This window comes from Mycobacterium hubeiense (assembly GCF_002838065.1).
Taxonomy (GTDB): Bacteria; Actinomycetota; Actinomycetes; order Mycobacteriales; family Mycobacteriaceae; genus Mycobacterium; species Mycobacterium hubeiense.
Window position 1 is genome coordinate 45,989 of sequence record NZ_PIZU01000012.1, and the last position, 18,738, is coordinate 64,726.

19 protein-coding genes and 1 pseudogene are annotated in these 18,738 nt (G+C 65.7%); 4 read left to right on the forward strand and 16 right to left on the reverse strand.

Annotation, left to right across the window (positions count from 1 at the left end):
• Window positions 1–311: 311 nt before the first annotated feature.
• The 4 genes from CWS39_RS11655 to CWS39_RS11670 all read right to left on the reverse strand — a co-directional run bounded on the left by CWS39_RS11655 (window position 312) and on the right by CWS39_RS11670 (window position 4,701).
• Window positions 312–1,565 carry an MFS transporter gene (locus tag CWS39_RS11655; RefSeq protein ID WP_199178076.1) on the reverse strand — a complete coding sequence of 418 codons (1,254 nt, stop codon included), beginning with the start codon at window positions 1,563–1,565 and terminating at the stop codon, window positions 312–314.
• Window positions 1,565–2,674 (reverse strand): PLP-dependent cysteine synthase family protein, encoded by a 1,110-nt coding sequence (locus CWS39_RS11660; RefSeq protein WP_102143077.1) that lies wholly within the window; start codon window positions 2,672–2,674, stop codon window positions 1,565–1,567. The genes CWS39_RS11655 and CWS39_RS11660 overlap by 1 nt, the downstream gene beginning before the upstream one ends.
• 114 nt (window positions 2,675–2,788) lie before the next feature.
• The gene (lpqS, locus tag CWS39_RS11665; RefSeq protein ID WP_233213461.1) at window positions 2,789–3,214 is read right to left on the reverse strand and encodes a putative copper homeostasis (lipo)protein LpqS; all 426 of its coding nucleotides are present in this window, start codon (window positions 3,212–3,214) and stop codon (window positions 2,789–2,791) included.
• 611 nt (window positions 3,215–3,825) lie between these two features.
• Window positions 3,826–4,701, reverse strand: coding sequence for a polysaccharide deacetylase family protein (locus tag CWS39_RS11670; RefSeq protein ID WP_102143079.1), 876 nt, complete (start codon window positions 4,699–4,701; stop codon window positions 3,826–3,828).
• Window positions 4,702–4,998: 297 nt separating this feature from the next.
• Here CWS39_RS11670 and CWS39_RS11675 point away from each other — a divergent pair, with 297 nt between their 5' ends.
• The gene (locus tag CWS39_RS11675; RefSeq protein ID WP_102143080.1) at window positions 4,999–5,460 is read left to right on the forward strand and encodes a DUF2752 domain-containing protein; all 462 of its coding nucleotides are present in this window, start codon (window positions 4,999–5,001) and stop codon (window positions 5,458–5,460) included.
• Window positions 5,461–5,555: 95 nt separating this feature from the next.
• Here the strand turns inward: CWS39_RS11675 and CWS39_RS11680 are convergent, their stop codons facing one another.
• Window positions 5,556–5,993: a cupin domain-containing protein gene (locus CWS39_RS11680; protein WP_102143081.1), complete on the reverse strand. Its 438-nt coding sequence runs from the start codon at window positions 5,991–5,993 to the stop codon at window positions 5,556–5,558.
• Between the two features lie 366 nt (window positions 5,994–6,359).
• Between CWS39_RS11680 and CWS39_RS11685 the strand changes: the two genes are divergently transcribed.
• Complete coding sequence (locus tag CWS39_RS11685; RefSeq protein WP_102143082.1) at window positions 6,360–6,821, forward strand: transglycosylase family protein; 462 nt, start codon at window positions 6,360–6,362, stop codon at window positions 6,819–6,821.
• Between the two features lie 78 nt (window positions 6,822–6,899).
• Here CWS39_RS11685 and CWS39_RS11690 read toward each other — a convergent pair whose 3' ends face one another.
• Window positions 6,900–7,631, reverse strand: coding sequence for a response regulator transcription factor (locus CWS39_RS11690; RefSeq protein WP_102143083.1), 732 nt, complete (start codon window positions 7,629–7,631; stop codon window positions 6,900–6,902).
• Window positions 7,632–8,186: 555 nt separating this feature from the next.
• Between CWS39_RS11690 and lnt the strand changes: the two genes are divergently transcribed.
• Window positions 8,187–9,827 (forward strand): apolipoprotein N-acyltransferase, encoded by a 1,641-nt coding sequence (gene lnt, locus CWS39_RS11695; protein WP_102143084.1) that lies wholly within the window; start codon window positions 8,187–8,189, stop codon window positions 9,825–9,827.
• Here the strand turns inward: lnt and CWS39_RS11700 are convergent.
• Both CWS39_RS11700 and CWS39_RS11705 read right to left on the reverse strand, forming a co-directional pair.
• Window positions 9,790–10,050 (reverse strand): hypothetical protein, encoded by a 261-nt coding sequence (locus CWS39_RS11700; protein ID WP_102143085.1) that lies wholly within the window; start codon window positions 10,048–10,050, stop codon window positions 9,790–9,792. The two genes, lnt and CWS39_RS11700, sit on opposite strands and share 38 nt — an antisense overlap.
• A 198-nt stretch (window positions 10,051–10,248) precedes the next feature.
• A pseudogene (locus tag CWS39_RS11705) lies at window positions 10,249–11,216 on the reverse strand (M23 family metallopeptidase).
• Between the two features lie 296 nt (window positions 11,217–11,512).
• On the opposite strand from CWS39_RS11705, the gene CWS39_RS11710 reads away from it, so the two are divergent.
• A complete protein-coding gene (locus CWS39_RS11710; RefSeq protein WP_102143146.1) occupies window positions 11,513–12,502 on the forward strand; it encodes an esterase family protein in 990 nt (329 codons plus the stop codon).
• Between the two features lie 127 nt (window positions 12,503–12,629).
• Here CWS39_RS11710 and CWS39_RS11715 read toward each other — a convergent pair whose 3' ends face one another.
• The 8 genes from CWS39_RS11715 to CWS39_RS11755 all read right to left on the reverse strand — a co-directional run bounded on the left by CWS39_RS11715 (window position 12,630) and on the right by CWS39_RS11755 (window position 18,716).
• Window positions 12,630–13,574 (reverse strand): M56 family metallopeptidase, encoded by a 945-nt coding sequence (locus CWS39_RS11715; protein WP_102143086.1) that lies wholly within the window; start codon window positions 13,572–13,574, stop codon window positions 12,630–12,632.
• The gene (locus CWS39_RS11720; RefSeq protein ID WP_102143087.1) at window positions 13,571–13,960 is read right to left on the reverse strand and encodes a BlaI/MecI/CopY family transcriptional regulator; all 390 of its coding nucleotides are present in this window, start codon (window positions 13,958–13,960) and stop codon (window positions 13,571–13,573) included. Before CWS39_RS11720 ends, CWS39_RS11715 begins: the two co-directional genes overlap by 4 nt.
• Window positions 13,961–14,118: 158 nt before the next feature.
• Window positions 14,119–14,901: a L,D-transpeptidase gene (locus tag CWS39_RS11725; RefSeq protein ID WP_102143088.1), complete on the reverse strand. Its 783-nt coding sequence runs from the start codon at window positions 14,899–14,901 to the stop codon at window positions 14,119–14,121.
• Between the two features lie 695 nt (window positions 14,902–15,596).
• Entirely contained in the window at window positions 15,597–16,145 is a 549-nt protein-coding gene (locus tag CWS39_RS29160) for a hypothetical protein (RefSeq protein ID WP_199178085.1), read from the reverse strand.
• Window positions 16,146–16,274: 129 nt separating this feature from the next.
• Window positions 16,275–17,165: a M56 family metallopeptidase gene (locus tag CWS39_RS11740; protein ID WP_102143147.1), complete on the reverse strand. Its 891-nt coding sequence runs from the start codon at window positions 17,163–17,165 to the stop codon at window positions 16,275–16,277.
• Between the two features lie 8 nt (window positions 17,166–17,173).
• The gene (locus CWS39_RS11745; protein WP_102143090.1) at window positions 17,174–17,599 is read right to left on the reverse strand and encodes a BlaI/MecI/CopY family transcriptional regulator; all 426 of its coding nucleotides are present in this window, start codon (window positions 17,597–17,599) and stop codon (window positions 17,174–17,176) included.
• Window positions 17,596–18,219, reverse strand: coding sequence for a TlpA family protein disulfide reductase (locus CWS39_RS11750; RefSeq protein ID WP_102143091.1), 624 nt, complete (start codon window positions 18,217–18,219; stop codon window positions 17,596–17,598). Before CWS39_RS11750 ends, CWS39_RS11745 begins: the two co-directional genes overlap by 4 nt.
• A 2-nt stretch (window positions 18,220–18,221) precedes the next feature.
• A complete protein-coding gene (locus tag CWS39_RS11755) occupies window positions 18,222–18,716 on the reverse strand; it encodes a hypothetical protein (protein ID WP_102143092.1) in 495 nt (164 codons plus the stop codon).
• Window positions 18,717–18,738: the final 22 nt, after the last annotated feature.

Genomic DNA, 18,738 nt, shown 5'->3' on the forward strand with positions numbered 1-18,738 from the left:
GAGGATACATGGTTGCGGACCCATGCCAAGAGCCGCGCGCCACGATTCGATAACGAGTTAACGTCATATGTACCAAGGCGTTTCAAATGTGTTGCCAGTTACATGCGCAGCGTCGAGCAGCGCAACAACCGGGACGGCCAGAGCGGCTCTCAGCAAAGGCTGTGACTGATTGGCCTCGGTCGCAGGGTCGCTATGGGGCGGCTGTATCCGACGATGTTGTTGGTTCTGGCGTGTTTGAGGTCGCCGGGTTGTTAGCTCATGTTGTGTTCACGCCGACACAGGTGCCAGAATCTGGCCGCGATGCTTCATCGTTACGCCGATGTAGCTAGTACGGGCTGGGGCGCGAGACGGCCACGGCGGTCAAGTCGATGCAACGCAAGTGCCGCCACCACGCCAACCAATCCCAGTCCGCCCCAAAGTAGTTCCTCTGCCCCGGCGTCTCGGGCGGCCTGCAGGAGTGCACCGGTGGCCAGATTGCCGGCCAGAATGCCAACTCCCACAATGGTGTTGTAAAACCCGTAATGCGTAGCGACGAGGCGATTGCCCGCCAAGGACACCACCGTGTCCATCTCAAACGGGAAAACGGCTGCCGAGCCGACCGCCAGCAGCCCCGCCGCCATCAGCAATGCCACAATGGCCGCAGTGGCGCCGAAGCGTCCGCTGTGGGGAACTACCAGCAGCGGCACAAACGAAGCAGACAGGATGAGCATGCCGATCATTAGCGATCGTCCGGCGCCCCAGCGGGCCGTGAACCATCGCGTGATGCGCAGCTGCCCACCCACCGCGATGAGACCGGACACGACGAAGACTGCGGCAACCAACAGTGATTCGTGTTGTGGTGCCAGCACTGCAGCATGTAGCGGTAGGGCCAGATAGACCTGGAAACTCAACACGTAGGACCCGATCATCGCGGCGGCGAACCACAGGAATGATCGGTTGGCCACGACGATGCGCCAGTCATCGAGCATCGCTGTCTTCTCGGCGACCGGGTCGGCGCTATGTTGTGGCAAGGCGAATAGCTGCGCAACGGTGAGCACGGCGAACACTGCGGCCGCGACGGCAGCGGCGATGCGGAAGTCCACCACCATCAGTGCCAGTCCTGCTAGCGGGCCCGCCAGGATGCCGGCCTGATAGAACACGTTGAACATGGCGAACGCTTCGACTCTGCGCTCTTGCGAATCGGCAGCCAGGTAGGCGCGCACTGCTGGGTTGAACAATGCTCCTGCGAAACCGGTTGCGGCCGAGGCGATCAAAACAGCGGGCAGCGAATGTGCGACAACTAAGAGCCCAAATCCCGCGGTGCGCAGTAGGCAGCCGGCGACGATGAGGGGCTTGTAGCCAAGCCGGTCGGCCAGCGTTCCGCCGATGATGAACATGCCCTGCTGGGAAAAGTTGCGCACACCCAGAACCAGCCCGACCGCCCACGCCGCCAGTCCCAGCGGCCCGGCCAGATAGCCGGCCAGATACGGCATCAGCATGTAGAACCCGAGATTGATGCCGAACTGGTTGATCATCAGTAGTCGGCTGGGCCATCCGAAGCTGCCGAATTGTCTGATGACACCCATCAGCAGACACTCCGCACCGGGTCGGCCACGTTGAGGCACCGTGTCCAGGAGTGAACGACCTGCTCGGTCGGATGGGTGATGACGGCCGGCTCTTCGGGCGGTTGGCCATGCAGAAGGCCGTGTTGGCGGCAATAGTCGTCGTTGTAGACGGTGTCGAAGTAGCGTTGCGGGCCGTCGGGGAAGACGGCGGCGATGCTCGTATCCACCGGGTGAGTTCGGGCGACCCAGCCGGCGACCAGCGCCACTGCGCCGACGCTCCACCCGCCGCTGGCGTAGTGCGTTGCCGCCAGCGTGCGGCATGCCCACACCGCCTCGGCCGGCGCCACCCAGTGCACCTCGTCGAAGGCGTCGTAGTCCACGTTGCGCGGATAGATGCTCGAGCCCAGTCCGCGCATCAAGCGAGTGGCCGCGGGCTGGCCGAAGATGGTCGACCCGACGGTGTCCACTCCGATCAACCGCAGATCAGGATTGAACTGGCGCAAGACTCGTGCCACGCCGGCGGAGTGACCGCCGGTGCCCACTGAACACACCAGTACGTCGATCTCGCCGAGTTGGGCGTGCAATTCGAGGGCCAGGCCCTGGTAGGCCGCCACGTTGTCGGGGTTGTTGTATTGGTCGGGGTACCAGGAGTGTGGGTGGGCGGCCAGCAGTTCGGCGACGCGGTCGCGGCGGGCCTGCTGCCACCCGCCCTGCGGATGCGGCTCGGTCACCACATCGATGTCGGCGCCGTAGGCCGACAGCATCCGGTGCATGATCGGCTCCATTCCCGGGTCGGCGACCAGGGTGACGGGGTGGCGGTACACGGTGCCGGCGAAGGCCAGTCCCAAACCTAATGTGCCGCTGGTGGATTCCACGATGCGCGCACCGGGACGAAGGTCACCGCGGGCCGTTGCCTGCTCCACCATGTGCATGGCGGGCCGGTCTTTCATGCCGCCGGGATTGAATCCTTCCAGCTTGGCCCAGAAGCCGCGCTGGTCATCACTGAACGGTGAGGATATCCGCAGCATCGGGGTGTTTCCCACCATCGTGGCTAGCCGGTGATTTCGGCCAAGCCCGCGGTGGCGCGCGAAGTGAGGATCGCTGGAATGGATGGACAGGACATCGGTCATATGAGTCATCGCTTCTGCATCGAAGCCGCGACTTGGGTGCGCGGCAGCTGACAAAGGGCAGCGGTCGCCGACCGGCCGTGCCCGTCTGAGCGCGGTCGGTCTGGCGCTGCCTGATCAGCGCCGCGAAATGCAGAAGCGGGCCAGCAGCTGGCGGCCCGATGCGACAGGGCCAAGGCCACGCGGTGGACCGCGCACCGTTGCCCAGATCCCATGCCCGCGGTACAGCCATGCCGCCGCGACGGCGACGACCAGCCCCAAGGCCACTAGTACGGTGGCGACCCGTGGCACGACGGCTGCGGCGAAGGTGTCGGGTGATACCGTCGTTGAAGCTTGTTGAAAATGCGGGTGATCCATCACCACAGCAAACTCACCGGCCACCGCTGTCATCACCGCGTGAGGACCGTGGTCATCGGGACCGTCTGACCACGGCAACGCTGCTTCACTGCCGATAAGCAGCACCCAGAAAACAACCGCCAGCGCTAACGCCGGCTGCAGTCGCTTCCTCGTGGGGGCGTCGTTGTACCTCACAATGTCGCCCACTGTAGCAGCTTGTACGGCCATACTCCGTAGGTCCCCAAGTCGAGTCCATGTCGTTATGCGCTTGCGATTCGCGGATATGAACCGGCCGAGCTGGCAAGACATACCGATTGTGTGATCTGCATGACTATCTCAGCAAGACAACTCTTTTCACGAATTTGTTAGAGAGAGCACAAGCGGTGAAACCATACGTGCAGCTCATCTACTATGCTGATACGTAGCCATCACCTGATCATTGCCGCGACGACGCCCGAACGCGGGTCTCGACTGCCACCGCGGTCTTGCGGGTCGTATCCCACGGTATCTCACTGGCACCAGCAATCTCATTATTAACACCAAAGTGGCCGTGGCGGTGCAGCGATCAAGGCGCATCGGCAAGCCGCTGGACAACCCTGCGGCACCGCTCAACGGGCACAGAGATCACACGCATGGAAACCTACCCACGCGCAGAGGGGCGGTTGCGGGCCGCACCACGCAGAGACCCAGCTAACTTTCCGCACCGATGTGAGTGTTAACTGTGCGGCCGTGTCGGCGTCACCACCTCCGGCGCGACAATCACAGCCTGACTGGGCGGATGCGGTGAGCCGCTGGCAGGATCCGGGTGTTCTACTGCGCTACGCCGGTGGACCGCCCGGATTCTGGTTGGGAATGTCGGTGATCGGCAGGTTTGGCGCCGGTTTGGGTGAGGGGGTGTCAGACAGTGCCGGGATCCGGTCGGCGGGAATGTCGGCGATCGCGTTGGCCGGTGGGCCGTTTTCCCGGCCGCCGTAGCTGCTGCCGGGTGCGCGGTCGCCGAGCAGGTGGCTCACGGTCACCATGTGATAGCCGTTGGCGATCAGCACCGGAAGGAACTGATACACCAGGTCGACCGTGCTGGAGTAGGTGTCGTGCAGTAGCACCACCGAGCCGGGTTTGATTTGGGTTTTGAGCATGTAGGTGGTGGCTGCCAGGTTGGCGTCGTTGATCCAATCGAAGGGAATGACGTCCCAAAGGATTTCAGCCAGCCCCTGTTTTCCTGCTTCGGCGCGTACGGCGTCGTTGGACAGTCCGCCGGCCGGGCGGTACAGGTTGGGGGCGTGACCCGTGGCGGCCGCAATAGCCTCGGTGGCTTTGCGTAATTGGCTGGGGATATCGGCGACCGGGATGGTGGTCATGTTGGGGTGCTCCCAGGTGTGGCTGCCAACCTCCATGCCGGCCTCGGCGATGCGCCGTGCCGCGTCGGGATCGGCGGCGACCTTGTTGCCGATGAGGAAGAAGGTCGCCTTGGCGCCTTGGTCGGCCAGGACTTGCAGCAGCCGGTCGGTGAAAGGTGTCGGTCCATCATCGAACGTCAGGGCCACGCACTTGTACTTGGCGCAATCCACCTCGTCGGCGCCCAGCCGCTGTCGGCCGCGCGCCCCCTCGACCATGAACGCGGCCACGATCACGATCACCGCGACCAGCACGCCCAGCTGCCACCACAGGCCCTCACTTAAACGCCGCAACCGCATTCGGACACCTTCCCGCGCCCGCTTTTCGTGCCGGCGCGCTGCTACTGAGCGCGACCGTAAATGGTTGCAGGGCGCCCTGTCCAGCCAGCGCTGGCCGTCAATTCACATGCTGGCGCGCCATCCTCCGGAGGCAGGTTCCGGAACCCGTTGTCGTAGCGCGCTATAGGCCGGTGGTCAGTCTGCGTCTGTGCCGAGCCGAGGACCCCGCCCTGTGTCGATGTGGCCCACAGCGCCACTGGTGCGGTAGCTCGGCGGGCTCGTACCATGGCGGAAGTCCAGCCAATCGCGGGAGACCACATGGGCTTCATCACTTCGTCGGCCGCTCGTCCGAGCCGGTGGGTGACCGTGTCGCTGACGGCGCGGCGACCGGAATCGCCGGTGTGGACATGGTTGGCCCTGGCCGGGTTGCTGGGCGCGCTGGTGCTGGCCGTGCTGGGGGTTCCGCCGGTCGATATCCATGGGCCGCTGCATTACGCCGGCATCATGGATCCGTTCTGCGGCGCGACACGATCGGTGTATCTGACAATGCACGGTCAATGGGAGGCCGCGCTGCGCTACAACCCCGCGGCTCCCCTCATGCTCGTTGTGGCGGCCGGCGTGGTTCTGCGCGGCGCCGCCGGGTGGTGGACCGGACGCTGGATGCAGGTGCGGATGCCGCGTCGCGCCGTGATCGCGCTCGCTGTGGTGGCGTTGATCGCGCTCGAAGTCCGTCAGCAGTCCAACGTGGCGCTACTGACCGCGCCGTGGACGGGCGGCTAGCCCTGGTCAAACCGGGGTATGGCGCCGGTGGCGGTGAGCCCGCCGCCGACGCACACGCCCACAGCTGGTCGTTAGCATCAGCTCGCCGACACGATTCAGGATCCGGTTGGCGCCGTTGCTCCCGCTGGTACGCGACGGCCCTGGCGCGCAACGAGTTCGTCCTCGTCGACGAGGACAAGCATCGGCTGACCCGGTGCGCACACCATCGTCACGAGGAATCGCACCGGGATGTCCGAGCGGTTGTTGGCGTCCTGGTAATGGATCACGTCACCGCCGGGTTCCCAGAACGCTTCGCCGGCTTTGAGCACGCGCGGCGGCTCACCTTCCAGCTCGAACAGGATCTCGCCTTCGAGCACATAGCCAAACGCTGGTCCGCCGGGGTGGCGATGTGGCGGGGCGCCCGGGTCGCCCGGCGGGTACTCGATCACCACGGTCATCACCTCCGCGCCTTCCGGAAGTGCCGGCGGTGTCGCGGTCTGTATCACGGTCAGTGCCGTCTGCCACGCGGTGCTGCGCTCGGGGTTGCTCGACATCGTTTTCCTCCTTTACCCGATGAGAGTCCATATTGCTCTCCGCTACTTGGTGAGAGTCCGTAACGGACTGTCGAACTCAGATTGGCGGTCATCGGCGGCAATTGAACCCTTGGAAGTCCGTAGTCCGTCCGTAGTCCGTAGGTAGTTCTGTTTGTGCTAGCCAACGTCGGCGCTGGCATGCCCCGGGAGCGCTGCGCGGTTTATTCATGCATGCCGGCGTCGGACCGTAAGACACTTGCCACACTTTTCTCACTGTGGCACCACTAGTCGCGCCTGTATCGGGAGTGCAATATAGCCACAGTGTTGACCTAGAGCACCACCTCACAGCGGGCATGAATTTGGGCCTGGGTCGGGGAAAGGACCACGATGAGGGCAGTCTGCAGGTTTCTCGCCGCCGTCGCCGTCAGCGGGGCGCTCGCGGTCACCGCGCATGCCGTCGCTCCAATATCGGCCTACGCCAATGCGATCGATTGGGACGCCATTGCGCAATGCGAGTCGGGAGGCAACTGGTCGATCAGCACCGGCAACGGATACTTCGGCGGGCTCCAGTTCCAGCCCTCGACATGGGCAGAGCACGGCGGACGAGGCAATCCCGCCAACGCACCTCGCACCGAGCAGATCCGCGTCGCCGAGCGCGTTGTCCGCACGCAAGGACTGGGGGCATGGCCGGTCTGCGGCCGTCAGGGAGTTGAACACGTCGGCTGGTACGTGCCTACCCGCCCCACCGGATGCCAAGCCTTGGCCGCCAACCTGTTTGGCATTATCGATCTGCGCCAACTGTGTCAGACGCTGACCAGCCCGGGAAGGATCATGCTCGGCGGGGCCTGAACGTCGGGTGGTTCGCGCCCACCGCGGGCGTCCGGATTGCACAGCGGCGCAGATCACCATCGCCCGTGCGCGTCGCAGCTAGACGGCTAGCCGGTAACCGATTCCGCGTACGTTCAACACCAGCAGCGGTTTGGCGGGATTGTCTCCCAATTTCTTGCGCAGCTGACTGATGTGCACGTGGATGTTTGCGATGCTGCCCGGCCAGCGCGGTCCCCACACCGCGTGCAGCATCTCTTGACGAGTCGTCACGGCGCCCGGCCGTTGAGCCAGCGTCGCCAGAATCTCGAACTCCGTTCGGGTCAAGCTGATCTGCTCGTCGGCAACGAAGACCTCGCGCCGCGCAATATCGACGCAAAGCCACCCGAATACCTGCCTTCCTGGCGCATTCTCGGAATGCGGCCGCACAGTGTGGGCCGCCGGCGACGGATGGAAGCGGCGCTGGATTGCGCGTATGCGGGCGGCAATCTCACGGCTGGTGAATGGCTTGACGAGCACGTCGTCGGCTCCGGCGGCCAGGCCGGCGATCGTAGTGGCTTCATCACGTCGTGTCGTCAACATGGTGATATGACCAGCAGATATTGTGCGCATCCAACGGCAGAGCTGCACGCCGTTGCCGCCGCGCACATCGGCAGCGAGAAGGATTATCGAGGGCTGCAAATTCTTGGCCGCGAGCAGCGCTTCATCGCAGTTGTCGGTGACCATAACCGAGACCTTCTCAGTGCGAAGGTATTCGGCTAGAAGCTCGGTCCAGCTGGCGTCGTCATCGACGACGAGTACTCGAGAAGGTGCGATGGGTGCGCTGTTATGCACCCACCCAATACTGCCCTACTACGTAAGTCGTAGTTCGGGGGGCGCGCCCGGCGTCCGCGCATCTTCAACAAATCTTTATAGAACAACGATTGATTCGCGACGACGTTGGATCGGTCGCGCGATCACTCTCGCTGGCGGCGATGAGGGTTGAGACCCCGGCCGCGGTCAGCGCCGACAGCAGCACCGCGCCCCGCGACGACCTCGGCTGACCGGCGCACCGCGCCGCCGTCATGACGCTCACCGTTGTGCGGGCGGGATACGCCGACATACCCCCCATCGGGTATGTGGGAGGAGATGACGCGGACATCTCCCGGCTCCATGGTCACCACGTCGGCAATCTGAAGATATGTGTGTGCGCGGCAGGCCTACTCGCGAGGATCACCCGCCGCCAAGCCCTACTGTCCAGAGCCGTACTAGCCGACGTCGTAGATTGTTGAGTGACGCGACCATCTGATGACGAATCCGATGAGGACGGTGGCAAATGGTGCACAGACTGCAGATCGCGCGTGGCCGTGTCCGTCATCGTCTGCGCAGTGGTTCTGCTGGGTTTGGGCCGTGCGGGAAGTGAGCGCCGACGGTGGTCATGCGCTGCATCGCCGGCTGGCCAAAGCAGCCGGCGCGGCGGGCGGAGGGCTGCTGCTGGCGGCGAGTTTTCCACCGCTGGGCTGGTGGGTCAGCGCGATCGCGGGCCTGGCGCTGTTGGCGTGGGTGCTGGCCGACCCGTTGACCGGCGCAGCCGGTGGCTTCGGGTACGGCGTGCTGTTCGGGTTGGCGTTCTATCTGCCGTTGTTGCCGTGGGTCGGCGCCCTGGTGGGCCCGCTTCCCTGGGTGGCGCTGGCCGTCGTGTGTGCGCTTTTTCCCGCCATATTCGCCGTCCCGGCCGTGCTGCTGCGCGCACTGACCGGGTGGCCGCTGTGGTGGGCAACCTGGTGGGCGGCCATCGAATGGCTCAAAAGTGTGTTTCCGTTCGGCGGTTTTCCCTGGGGCGTGGTCGGATTCAGCCAGGCCGACGGCCCGCTGGCCGTGTTCGCGCGCCTGGGTGGGGTGGCGCTGGTGTCGTTCACGACGGCGTTGGTGGGCTTCTGTGTGGCCGCGCTTGCGCTGCTGGTTCGCCGCTCGGCGCGAACCGATCTCAAGGGCGTTGCGGTGTGCGTTGTGTGCCTGGCGCTGGTCGCCATCGGCGCCGCGGCGATGGCGCCCATGGTGTGGGCCTCAACCGGGCACGCCGGGCCGTCGGTGACGGTGGCGGTGGTGCAGGGCAACGTCCCCCGGCTCGGTTTGGACTTCAACGCCCAGCGGCGCGCCGTGTTGGACAACCATGTCCGCCAGACGCTGCGACTGGCCGACGATATCCGCTCCGGACGCGCCGCCCAACCGCAATTCGTGATCTGGCCGGAGAATTCCTCGGACATCGATCCGCTGCTCAACGAGGATGCGGGGCGGCAGATCACGCGGGCCGCCAGGGCGGTTGGCGCGCCCATTCTGGTTGGCGCCGTCCTGGCTCGGCCAGAGTGGAGTCCATCGACGCCGGTCAGTTCCAACTCGGTGATCGCGTGGGATCCGGTCAGCGGGCCGGGACAACGCCATGACAAGAAGATCGTTCAGCCGTTCGGTGAATACCTGCCCTGGCGTGGCTTCTTTCGCCACCTTTCCGATTACGCCGAGCGGGCCGGATACTTCACGGCAGGTACCGGCAGCGGCGTCGTGCAGGCGGACGGTGTGCCGGTCGGTGTCACCACCTGCTGGGAGGTCATCTTCGATCGGGCCGCGCGCGAGGCCGTGCTCAACGGCGCGCAGATGCTGGCGGTTCCGAGCAACAACGCGACGTTCAACGAGCAGATGAGCCGCCAGCAGTTGGCATTCGCCAAGATCCGGGCCATCGAGCATGGTCGCAGCGTCGTCGTGGCGGGCACGACCGGTATCAGCGCGGTGATTACCCCGCAGGGCAAGGTGGTGGCCGACACCGACTTTTTCGAGCCTGCCCACCTGGTCTATCGAATCCCGTTACAGGCCGACGTCACTGCGGCGACGCGGTGGGCTGCGCAGCTGCAGTGGGCGCTCATCGCGATCGCCGCCGCTACCCTAACCGTGACGCTGATCGGCCGGATCCTCACTCCCCCAGGCCCCGCCGGTGACATTGCCGGTCCGGCGCGCCGCGTCAACGGCTGGGCTTGGCCGCCCACCCGACAAGCATGAAGCCAGCGAGCACCAGCACCCCCGCCATGGGATAGCCCAGCAGCAGATCCTGATAGCCCACGATGCGCAACCGTGCAAGGTGCGTGTAGACGTGCACGAGCGCCATCACCGAGCCGACCCCGACGAGCAGCCAGCCCAGCAGCCGGCGCAACCGTTCACGCCGGTATTCCGGCGTGTAGATCGACGGTTTCCGGCTGCGCGGCAGACGCCGCTTGGGGCTCATGACAAGTCACCGGCCTTCCCACCGCGTACGAAGCATCATAGTACTACTCGTCTTAGTACCTCGGTGCGGATAGGTGCGTGGCCGTCAACGATTCGCTCAAGTAACGTCCGTCGCGTTATCGATTGTTGCCCGAGAGGATGGGTAGCCAACGGCTTCGACAGTGGCCGATCGCGCTGGCCGCGGCCCGAGGAGCAGCGCCTAACCGACGAGATCTCCAAGGGTGAGGCCCCGCGCGGCCAACCACGGGGCGGGATCGACACGGTCGGTGCCGTTGGCGTGCACTTCCAGGTGCAGGTGGGGTCCGGTGGAGTTTCCTGTGCTTCCCATCGTGGCGACCTGATCGCCGGCCATCACGCGCTCACCCACGTTGACGGTGGTGCTGTTGAGGTGAGCGTACAAAGTGACCGTCCCATCGGCGTGGCGCAGCTTGACCCAGATGCCGAAGCCCGACACAGGTCCGGCGGCGATGACCACGCCGTCGGCGACGGCGTAGACCGGTGTGCCGATGGCGTTGGCGATGTCGATCCCGCTGTGCAGCGTCCCCCAGCGGTAGCCGAAACCGGATGTCAGCATGCCCCGGGTCGGCACGACGAACAACGGCGCTGCAGCCGTGCCTCCCGTTCGGCGCGCTGCTGGGCGAAAGCCACACCCCGGGCGAATTCCTCGGCCACCACTACTGGATTGACCAACGGAGCCGCCGCGATCACCTGCATCCCGCCGCTGCTGGCACCCGTAGCGGTGTCTAGAGAAGTTGCTTCGGCCGTCATTACCGCCGGCCCGGAATCCATTTCTGCAGCGCCCCGCACGGATTGCGCGGCCGCGCCCACCGCGCCGAGGGCCATCGCTGCGATCAGAACGCGGCTGCGTTCAGCGCCTGCGACAGCGTTGCGGTCGCGCCCTCGCCGCGGTGGTCGGATCGGACCGCCGGGGTGCCCCGCAGGCGGCGGCGGTCGGTGGCGCACTCCGGCGGGGCGCTGCGGGGCGGGGCCGAGCAGCCGCAGCGGTGCCTGATCAGCGTCCCCTTCGCAATCGTCGCCCAGCTCGCGGGCGTGGATCACCTGGAAATCTTTGTCGAACGCGCAGTGCTCCCGAAACACGAGCTCGGCGAGAGTGCCGAACTCGTTGAACGGAATGATCTCGGTGATCTCAGCGTCACAGTCGGCCATGTGGCGCGGCGGCGCGGGCCAACGCTGCTCAGCCAATCCGACGACCTCCGCGCCGTGACCAAATCGCTATCTGGATCAGGTGACCTAACCAAACTCACCGGCCGGTGACAACCGATGCGACGAAACTCCTTGCCCGAGCGCGCTTTAGGTCGAGTTGTCGTCGCAGCTCAACCCACCCCGCAGGGCTAGCCGCCGCGTCATCGGTGCCCGCGCGCCCTCGATCCGGACCAGTTTAGTACTATGCACCATAGTAGAAATCGCGGAGCGCGGTGCATGCGAAAAGGGAAGAGGACATCGTGGAAGCGTTGAGTCTGGCTGTATCGCGTCGCGCGTTGGTGGTGGCATCAGTGGCAGTTGTGCTGCTGACCACGATGAGCGTCCTTGGCACTGCAACCGCGCGGGCGTTTTCTCGTCCGGGACTGCCGGTCGAGTACCTGATGGTTCCGTCAGCGGGGATGGGACGCGACATCAAGGTTCAGTTCCAAAGTGGCGGTCCCAACGCGCCGGGCGTCTATCTGCTTGACGGTCTTCGTGCACAGGAAGACTTCAACGGCTGGGACATCAACACCGCCGCCTTCGAGTGGTACCTCGACTCGGGCCTGTCGGTGGTCATGCCGGTCGGCGGCCAGTCCAGCTTCTACAGCGACTGGTACTCACCAGCTTGCGGCAAGGCCGGCTGCTCCACCTACAAGTGGGAGACGTTCATCTCCAGTGAGCTGCCCAACTACCTCGCCGCCAACAAGGGCGTCGATCCCACTCGGAATGCCGCGGTGGGCCTGTCGATGGCCGGTTCGGCCGCATTGGTGATGGCGATCTACCACCCGCAACAGTTCCAGTACGCCGCATCGCTTTCGGGCTTCCTGAACCTGTCCGAGGGCTGGTGGCCGATGCTGGTGGGCCTGTCGATGGGTGACGCCGGCGGCTACAAGTCCAAGGACATGTGGGGCGAATCGAGTGACCCGGCGTGGAAGCGCAACGACCCGATGGTCAACATGGCCCAGCTGGTCGCCAACGGCACCCGCATCTGGATCTACGCCGGTGACGGCAAGCCGTCCGAACTGGACGCCGGCATGAGCTCGGGCAACCTGTTCAACGCGAAGTTCCTCGAGGGCTTCACACTCCGGACGAACAAGACGTTCCAGGAGACCTACATCGCCGCGGGCGGGAAGAACGGCGTGTTCAACTTCCCGCAGAACGGCACCCACCAGTGGAACTACTGGGGCGCACAGCTCCAGCAGATGAAGCCCGACATCCAGCGGGTGCTCGGCGCCTCCCCCACATCGTAAAGAGGGTTCTGGGGCTGCGCTGGATGCGGGGGCAGAACCTCGCCGGAAAACGGTGCCATCCCCCGGGCTCGGGACCACCCGCGCCCAAGAAACGACGCATGTCTTTCCACGGAGCGCTAACAACCAGCTAGACGCCGCACATAAAGACCCCAGATACGCCGAGCACGAGTGTGCCCAGCGGCGCGATGGCCATCATCGCTGTCGCGCTGGTAAGAGCGGCCTGCGCACGTACACGGACATGATTCGCTGGCGGAAGGGCCAGGCGCTCAGCGCGATTCAGTACCGCGACATCGGCGGCGCCCAGCGCGGCAGCCGGCGCGCCTGCGGCCAGAGCCATCAACCCGGTGAGCAGTGCACGCTTGCCATGCCGACGCGCGGCAGCATCGTCGGCACACATTTCCAACAACCGTGATACCTCGGCGGCACCGCGCGTCATCAGCGCAAGGCGGGGAAAGACCAGCGCCAAGCCACGCAACGCCGTGACGATTCTGGGGTGGTGCCCGTCAAGATGGGCGCGTTCATGTGCGAGCACCGCTGCGAGCTCGCGCTTATCGAGAGCCGCTACTGCTGCGGTTGTCACCACGATCGCAGGTGGCTTTCCTGCCACGCAATACGCGGTGCGCTCGGCGGCGTCGATAACATACACGTCGCGTTCGCCCGTGGGGCGGCCCACCAGTCGAACAGCTTCTGCATGCCCGTAAGCGTGCGCACGCAGCCGCCCAACGATGCGCACGAGCCGGACGCCGATGACGGCGACGACGCCCACCACGGCAACCCCCGAAGCCAGCAGCATCACCTGGGGTGCGCTACCCGCCTTACCCGCAGCCAGATCACACAGCAACCGGACGCAGGACACGACGAATGAGTCACCGTCGTGCCAGTGCGCAACCACGTCGACGATCACGAGCACAACAACGGTCAGCCAGGTGAGCAGGACGCTGCCGATCGCGATCAACCAGGCGGCCACTCCAGATCTGGGAGCATGCCCGGCACGGGTGAGAAAGCCCAACACCGGTGGGCCGAACACGATCACCGCGACGCTGTAGAGCAGCAGGCACGCGGCGACGTTCACCGCTTCTTGGCCCTGCTCGACCGCCTCGCCAGCCGCCGCATCGCTTCCCTGAGTCGCTCGGATTCCTTGGGTCCGATCTGCTCGATAAAGTAGCTGAGCACCAGTTCTGAGCGGCCTCCCCCGTCGAGCGCGTCACGCATCAGCCGGGCGGTGTGTTCCTCGCGGGTCAGCGTGGCCCAATATCGGTAGGCCCGGCCATCGCGTTCCCGCTCGAGCCACCCTTTGTTGTGCAGGTTATCCATGGTCGACATCACGGTGGTGTAGGCAATACGACGCTCGGCCGAGAGCTCTTCGAAAATGTCGCGCACCGTTACCATCTCGGGATCGTGATTCCACACGCGATCCATCACCACGGCTTCCAGCTCGCCGAATCCTCGTACACGCACCGTTTCGCCTCCAGCAATCTCGTTGCCGAGCCTACCTCGCGCCGCACGTTTCCCCGTGGTGTGACGCGGAAAATCGTCGGCGGGACTGCCCGTGGAACGCGCGTTTGGTCACCGGGTGACGGTTTGGACGATCCGCGGATTTCGTCGTGCGAGCGTGGCTAGCTCTGCACGATCACTGGGTCGCCGACCTTGACAGTGTTGAAATACCATTCGGCGTTCTCGGGACTCAGATTGATGCAGCCGTGGCTGACGTTGGCCGAGCCCTGCGACCCGACCGACCACGGCGCCGAATGTACGTAAACGCCACCCCACGTCACCCGCACGGCGTACTCTCCGTCGATCAGGTAGCCCTCGGGGTCGTCGAGTGGAATTCCGATCGTGCGCGAATCGAAGACCACGCTGCGTTGCTTCTCCAGCACTTTGAAGGTCCCGACCGGGGTATCGAAACCCGGCTTACCCAGCGACGCAGGCATCTCACGTACCACTTGGTCGTCGATACTCACTGTGAACGTGTGCGCCGAGACGTCGGCCACGCCCACCACCGCCGCCCCGGTGGTGAATTCGGTTTTCATGCCGCCGACGCGCAACGTGACCGTCGAATGCGCCGGCCAGAACCCGTCCGGATTCCACTCCACGAGACGATCGGTCAGCCAAGTGAATTGACCGTCCACCGGCCGCGGCGCGCCGACGGTGATGCTGCGCTCGGCTGCCGCGCGGTCGTTGACGGGCCCGCTGAAGCCGACCTGCACCGGATGACCAACTCCTACGACCTGGCCAGGGCCTGGACGCACCATCGCGACCTGGCCGTCAATGCCCGATGACGCGGCTGCCCCCGACCTCGCCGGCGGTGGCGCCACCGCCACCGCGGCGGCCGTGACGGTCACTATCAATAGCCCGCGAAGCGTGCCGTGCACGAGCCCTCCCTTCACCGCGGTGCGCAACTAGCACCATGTTACGTATCCACTACGTATTCCGGTGGTCGGCGCGCTCGTGTTACACCGGCGATAGATAACTTGGTCATACCGCAGCGCGGTCGCCGCAAATGTTCTGGCCGTCAGGTCAAACCGCGTACTAGGCTCCTTGGTATCGGGCGTGATAGCAGCCCTGCGCCTGTCAGCCGTGACGGCACTGCCTCAACCGTTGTCGGACAACGCCATTGCGCCGCTTTCGCGGATTGCCTAGCTCGTGGACGCCGTGATGCGCGTTCACGAAGCTGATCACATCACAAGTCTGCCGGGAAGCGACTTGATCTGGGCGGCACCGATTGCAGGCCTATCAATAGCAGGCCCACAAGGACCAGGAGGGCGGCCATCGGAAAGCCGATCAGCTGATCCAGTGCCCCCACGACCCGCATGCTCGCCAGGTGAGCAATCAGATGGGCAACGGCCATTGCCGAGCCCACCACAACGAGCACCGAGCCCACCGCGCGTCTGAAACGCGCCCAACGGCGCGAGTTTCGATTCAGCCGTCGGACCCGAGCATGATATGTCTGGCGTCGCGCCATGGCGCTCCTATCTCACAGGCGGATTATCTACTATGCCGCGTAGTACTGAGCGCCGCGTGGGCCGGGGAGGCGCTCTGCGGGTTGCACTTCGGCGTGTGAAGCCAGCGGCGTTTGCAGTTGTCCGTTGCAGAATCATTCGGGCGGGCCACCTGCGGTCACCGCAATGGAAAGCTGGCGCTCGGCTAGCCTGATGAGCCGCTCGAGGTGCTCACGGCTGTACTTGAGGCCCGTCGAGCTCACCTGAATGATGAGCGGCCCGTCACGGGCAGCGATGGTCACGCCGATCGGGCCGCCAGACCGTCTCGTGAGGGTAGCCAGCGCATATTGACCGACATCGGGTCGCCCCAGCCCTATGGAGCCGGGGGCGTATCGAAGGTCGTCCACGAGGTCAGTGAAGGCGGTGAAGGCGCCCTGCTCGGTTGGGTATTCGGCAACCGCCACGGTGAGCCGGCGCATCGCGATTGGGTCGCTGAACTGTGATCGGCGCGTTGCTCGTGGCGTTCCCGGTGCCCTGGGATCGACTCCTTCGCTCGCCAACCGTGTCATCATCGGGAATTCTTGGCGCACAACGGATAATGAAATGACTTTGTTAGCAGTCAGCGCAGGTGGTGCCGCGGCATTGCGGTCCGGCAGGGTGTCCAGAATTGGGTTGGCACAGCCGCTGAGGATCGCCGCCGACACAACGGCTAGGGCCACAGCGCGGCGGCCGCAGCGTCGGCCGCACAACATACTAACTACGCTAGTACTGGTTTCCTGCCGGCAAAAGTGCTGGGTTATCGCTGCACGGTTGGAATGTCACGTCCGGTGTCGTCAGCCGGCGGTGCAGGACGCTAGCCCGGTCAGGGCGGCGAAGGTGAGGAGCATGGTCATGCCCAGCACGAGCGCTGCCCCCCAGGCGGCGTTGGAGCCGCCGATGCGCCCCGCAGATGCGCGGCGCCCGTCGAGCCGGGCCAGTCGCAATTGGATGCACTCGCTGGCGATGCCCAGTGCGGGCGCCGGTGCGGGAGCGCTCTGCAGGGTCTGCAGCGCCCGGTGCAGGCCCCTGGGGCCGTGGGAGCGGGCGGCGTGCGCGTCGGCGTCCAGTTCGACCAGTGTGCGAACCAATGAGGGTGAGTGACGCATCAGCGGCAGCCATCCCAATCCCGCGGCGGCGGCCTGGGCGACGGCGATCAGCAGATGATGGCGTCGGCGCACGTGGGCGCGCTCATGGGCTTCCACAGCGCGCACGGCTGCGGTGTCGAGGCACTGCCGCAGTCCGGTGCTCATCACCACCAGCGGCGGGGTGCCAGCCAGGCTGTAGGCCAGCGGCTCGGTAGCTGGCAGCCACAGCACCGCACCGGCGTGCGGGCTGTACCCGGTCAGCAACCAACCCAGCTCAATGTGCTTGTCGTGCAAGCGACGTCGATGCCGGCCGATGCGGCTCAGCTGCCAACCTCCGCGAATGGCGGCGACGCCCAGCGCGGCAGCACTGAGGATTCCCGCGACGGTATCCACTCCTCCGGGCGGACCCGCGTGCAGCGCCAGCCAGCACCGGTGCAACAGTTCGGCCAGCCCTGGCAGCGCGACCGCGGCGAGCGTGACGCACACGAGCACACCCCACAGAACCAAGAGCACCGCGGCGTCGGTGCCGCGGCGGGTCAAGGCCCGCAATATCGGTGGTGTGAGGACACCGACGGCGAGGCCGCCGACGGTCCACCACATCACCGCGGTCACCGTCGTCGGCCCCGTTCTTTGAGCCCGCGGGTCAAGGCCCGCGACTCGGCGGTGGTGGCGCTGCGCGCGAAGTGCAGCAGCGCCGCGGCGGGATCGCCGCTGTCAGCGAGTAGTTCACGCAGCGCGTCGGTGGCTGCCTGAATGCGGTCGCGGGTGGCCTGATAGCTGTAGGCGCGCCCATCGAGCTCACGGCTCAACCATCCCTTGCGGTAGAGATTGTCCATCACGGTCATCACCGTTGTATAAGCGGGCTTGCGGACGGGTTCGAGTTCGTCGAGGACGTCACGGACCCGCACCGCGTCGTCGGTGCGCCAGACCACGTCCATGATCGCCGCCTCCAACTCGCCCAGCCCGGGCAACGGCCGAGCCTGGCGCGCTGCCGTGCGCCGCGATGCCCGGCTGGTCGTCTTGCGGGCTGTCATGGTCTCTGCCTTTCCCCAAGCGCGGCGGCGACGATTTCGGTGACCTCGTCGACATCGCGAAGCACCTGCATCGGCAGGCGGCGCACGGAACCGTCGGTATCGACAAGGTAACTCAGCGGCAGCAGTTGCGGTGCCCGCAACGCGCCCGCGACCGAATCGGCGTCGGTGAACGACGGATAGCCGATATTCAGCTCGCGGACCAGGGCTGCAGCCGAGGACGAACGGTCGCGCACATTGACTCCGATGACCCGCACCGCGCCTGGGGTGTCGGTGTAGGCGTCGAGCACCGGCATCTCCTCGCGACACGGCGCACACCATGACGCCCACAGATTGAGTAGTGTCGGCGCGCCGGCTACGGCTGCACCCACATCCACCGCCGGTGAGGACCCCAGGCACCGGGCCATCACCCCGGACAGTGTCGGCACCGGCGAGCCGCCGGGCGCTGGCGCCGGGCACGGCGCGGCGCCGGCTTCGGTGGCGGCGGGGTCTCCGCGCGCCTCCAGGTTGTCCTCTGCCAGTCGCTGCTTCGCCGGCGCGGACACCGGATCGTGGCTGATAAGCACACCAGCGACGGTGGCCGCCGCGACGGCGACCAACCCAGCCAACGCTCGACCCCGCACCGCTAGCTGTCGCGCTCGGGCGCTGGACCGACTGCGGTCACCGGATGCGACGGCGCTCCCTCGCCGCCCACTGGGCAGGAACGCAAGGCCGTTAGCCGCCGCCACAACGCCCACCCCAGCACTGCCAACGACGCCGCCGCGATCACGGGCTGAATCGGCGCCCAGACCGTCATTGCGCCACTGACGCCGACGGCGGCCACCACCAGCTTGTTACACACCGGGCAGCCCACCGCCAGCACCGAGCCGACGTTGGCCAGTATCCCGGCACGCCCCGGCGCCGCGGATACAGCCGCGCGGCCATGGACATAGGTTGCCACCAGCACACCACTGAGCAATGCAGTCAGCGCCCACACGGCGTAGCTCCACCACGGCACCGGCGTCATGCGCACGAAAAAGGGGTTGGCCAGCACGGCGCTGGGAACGCCCACCGCCACGGCGACAACTGCGGCCGCCAACACTGCGACGGCCAGCTGCAGCCACACCACACGACGCGCCATCCTCTGACCACCATCCCGCACG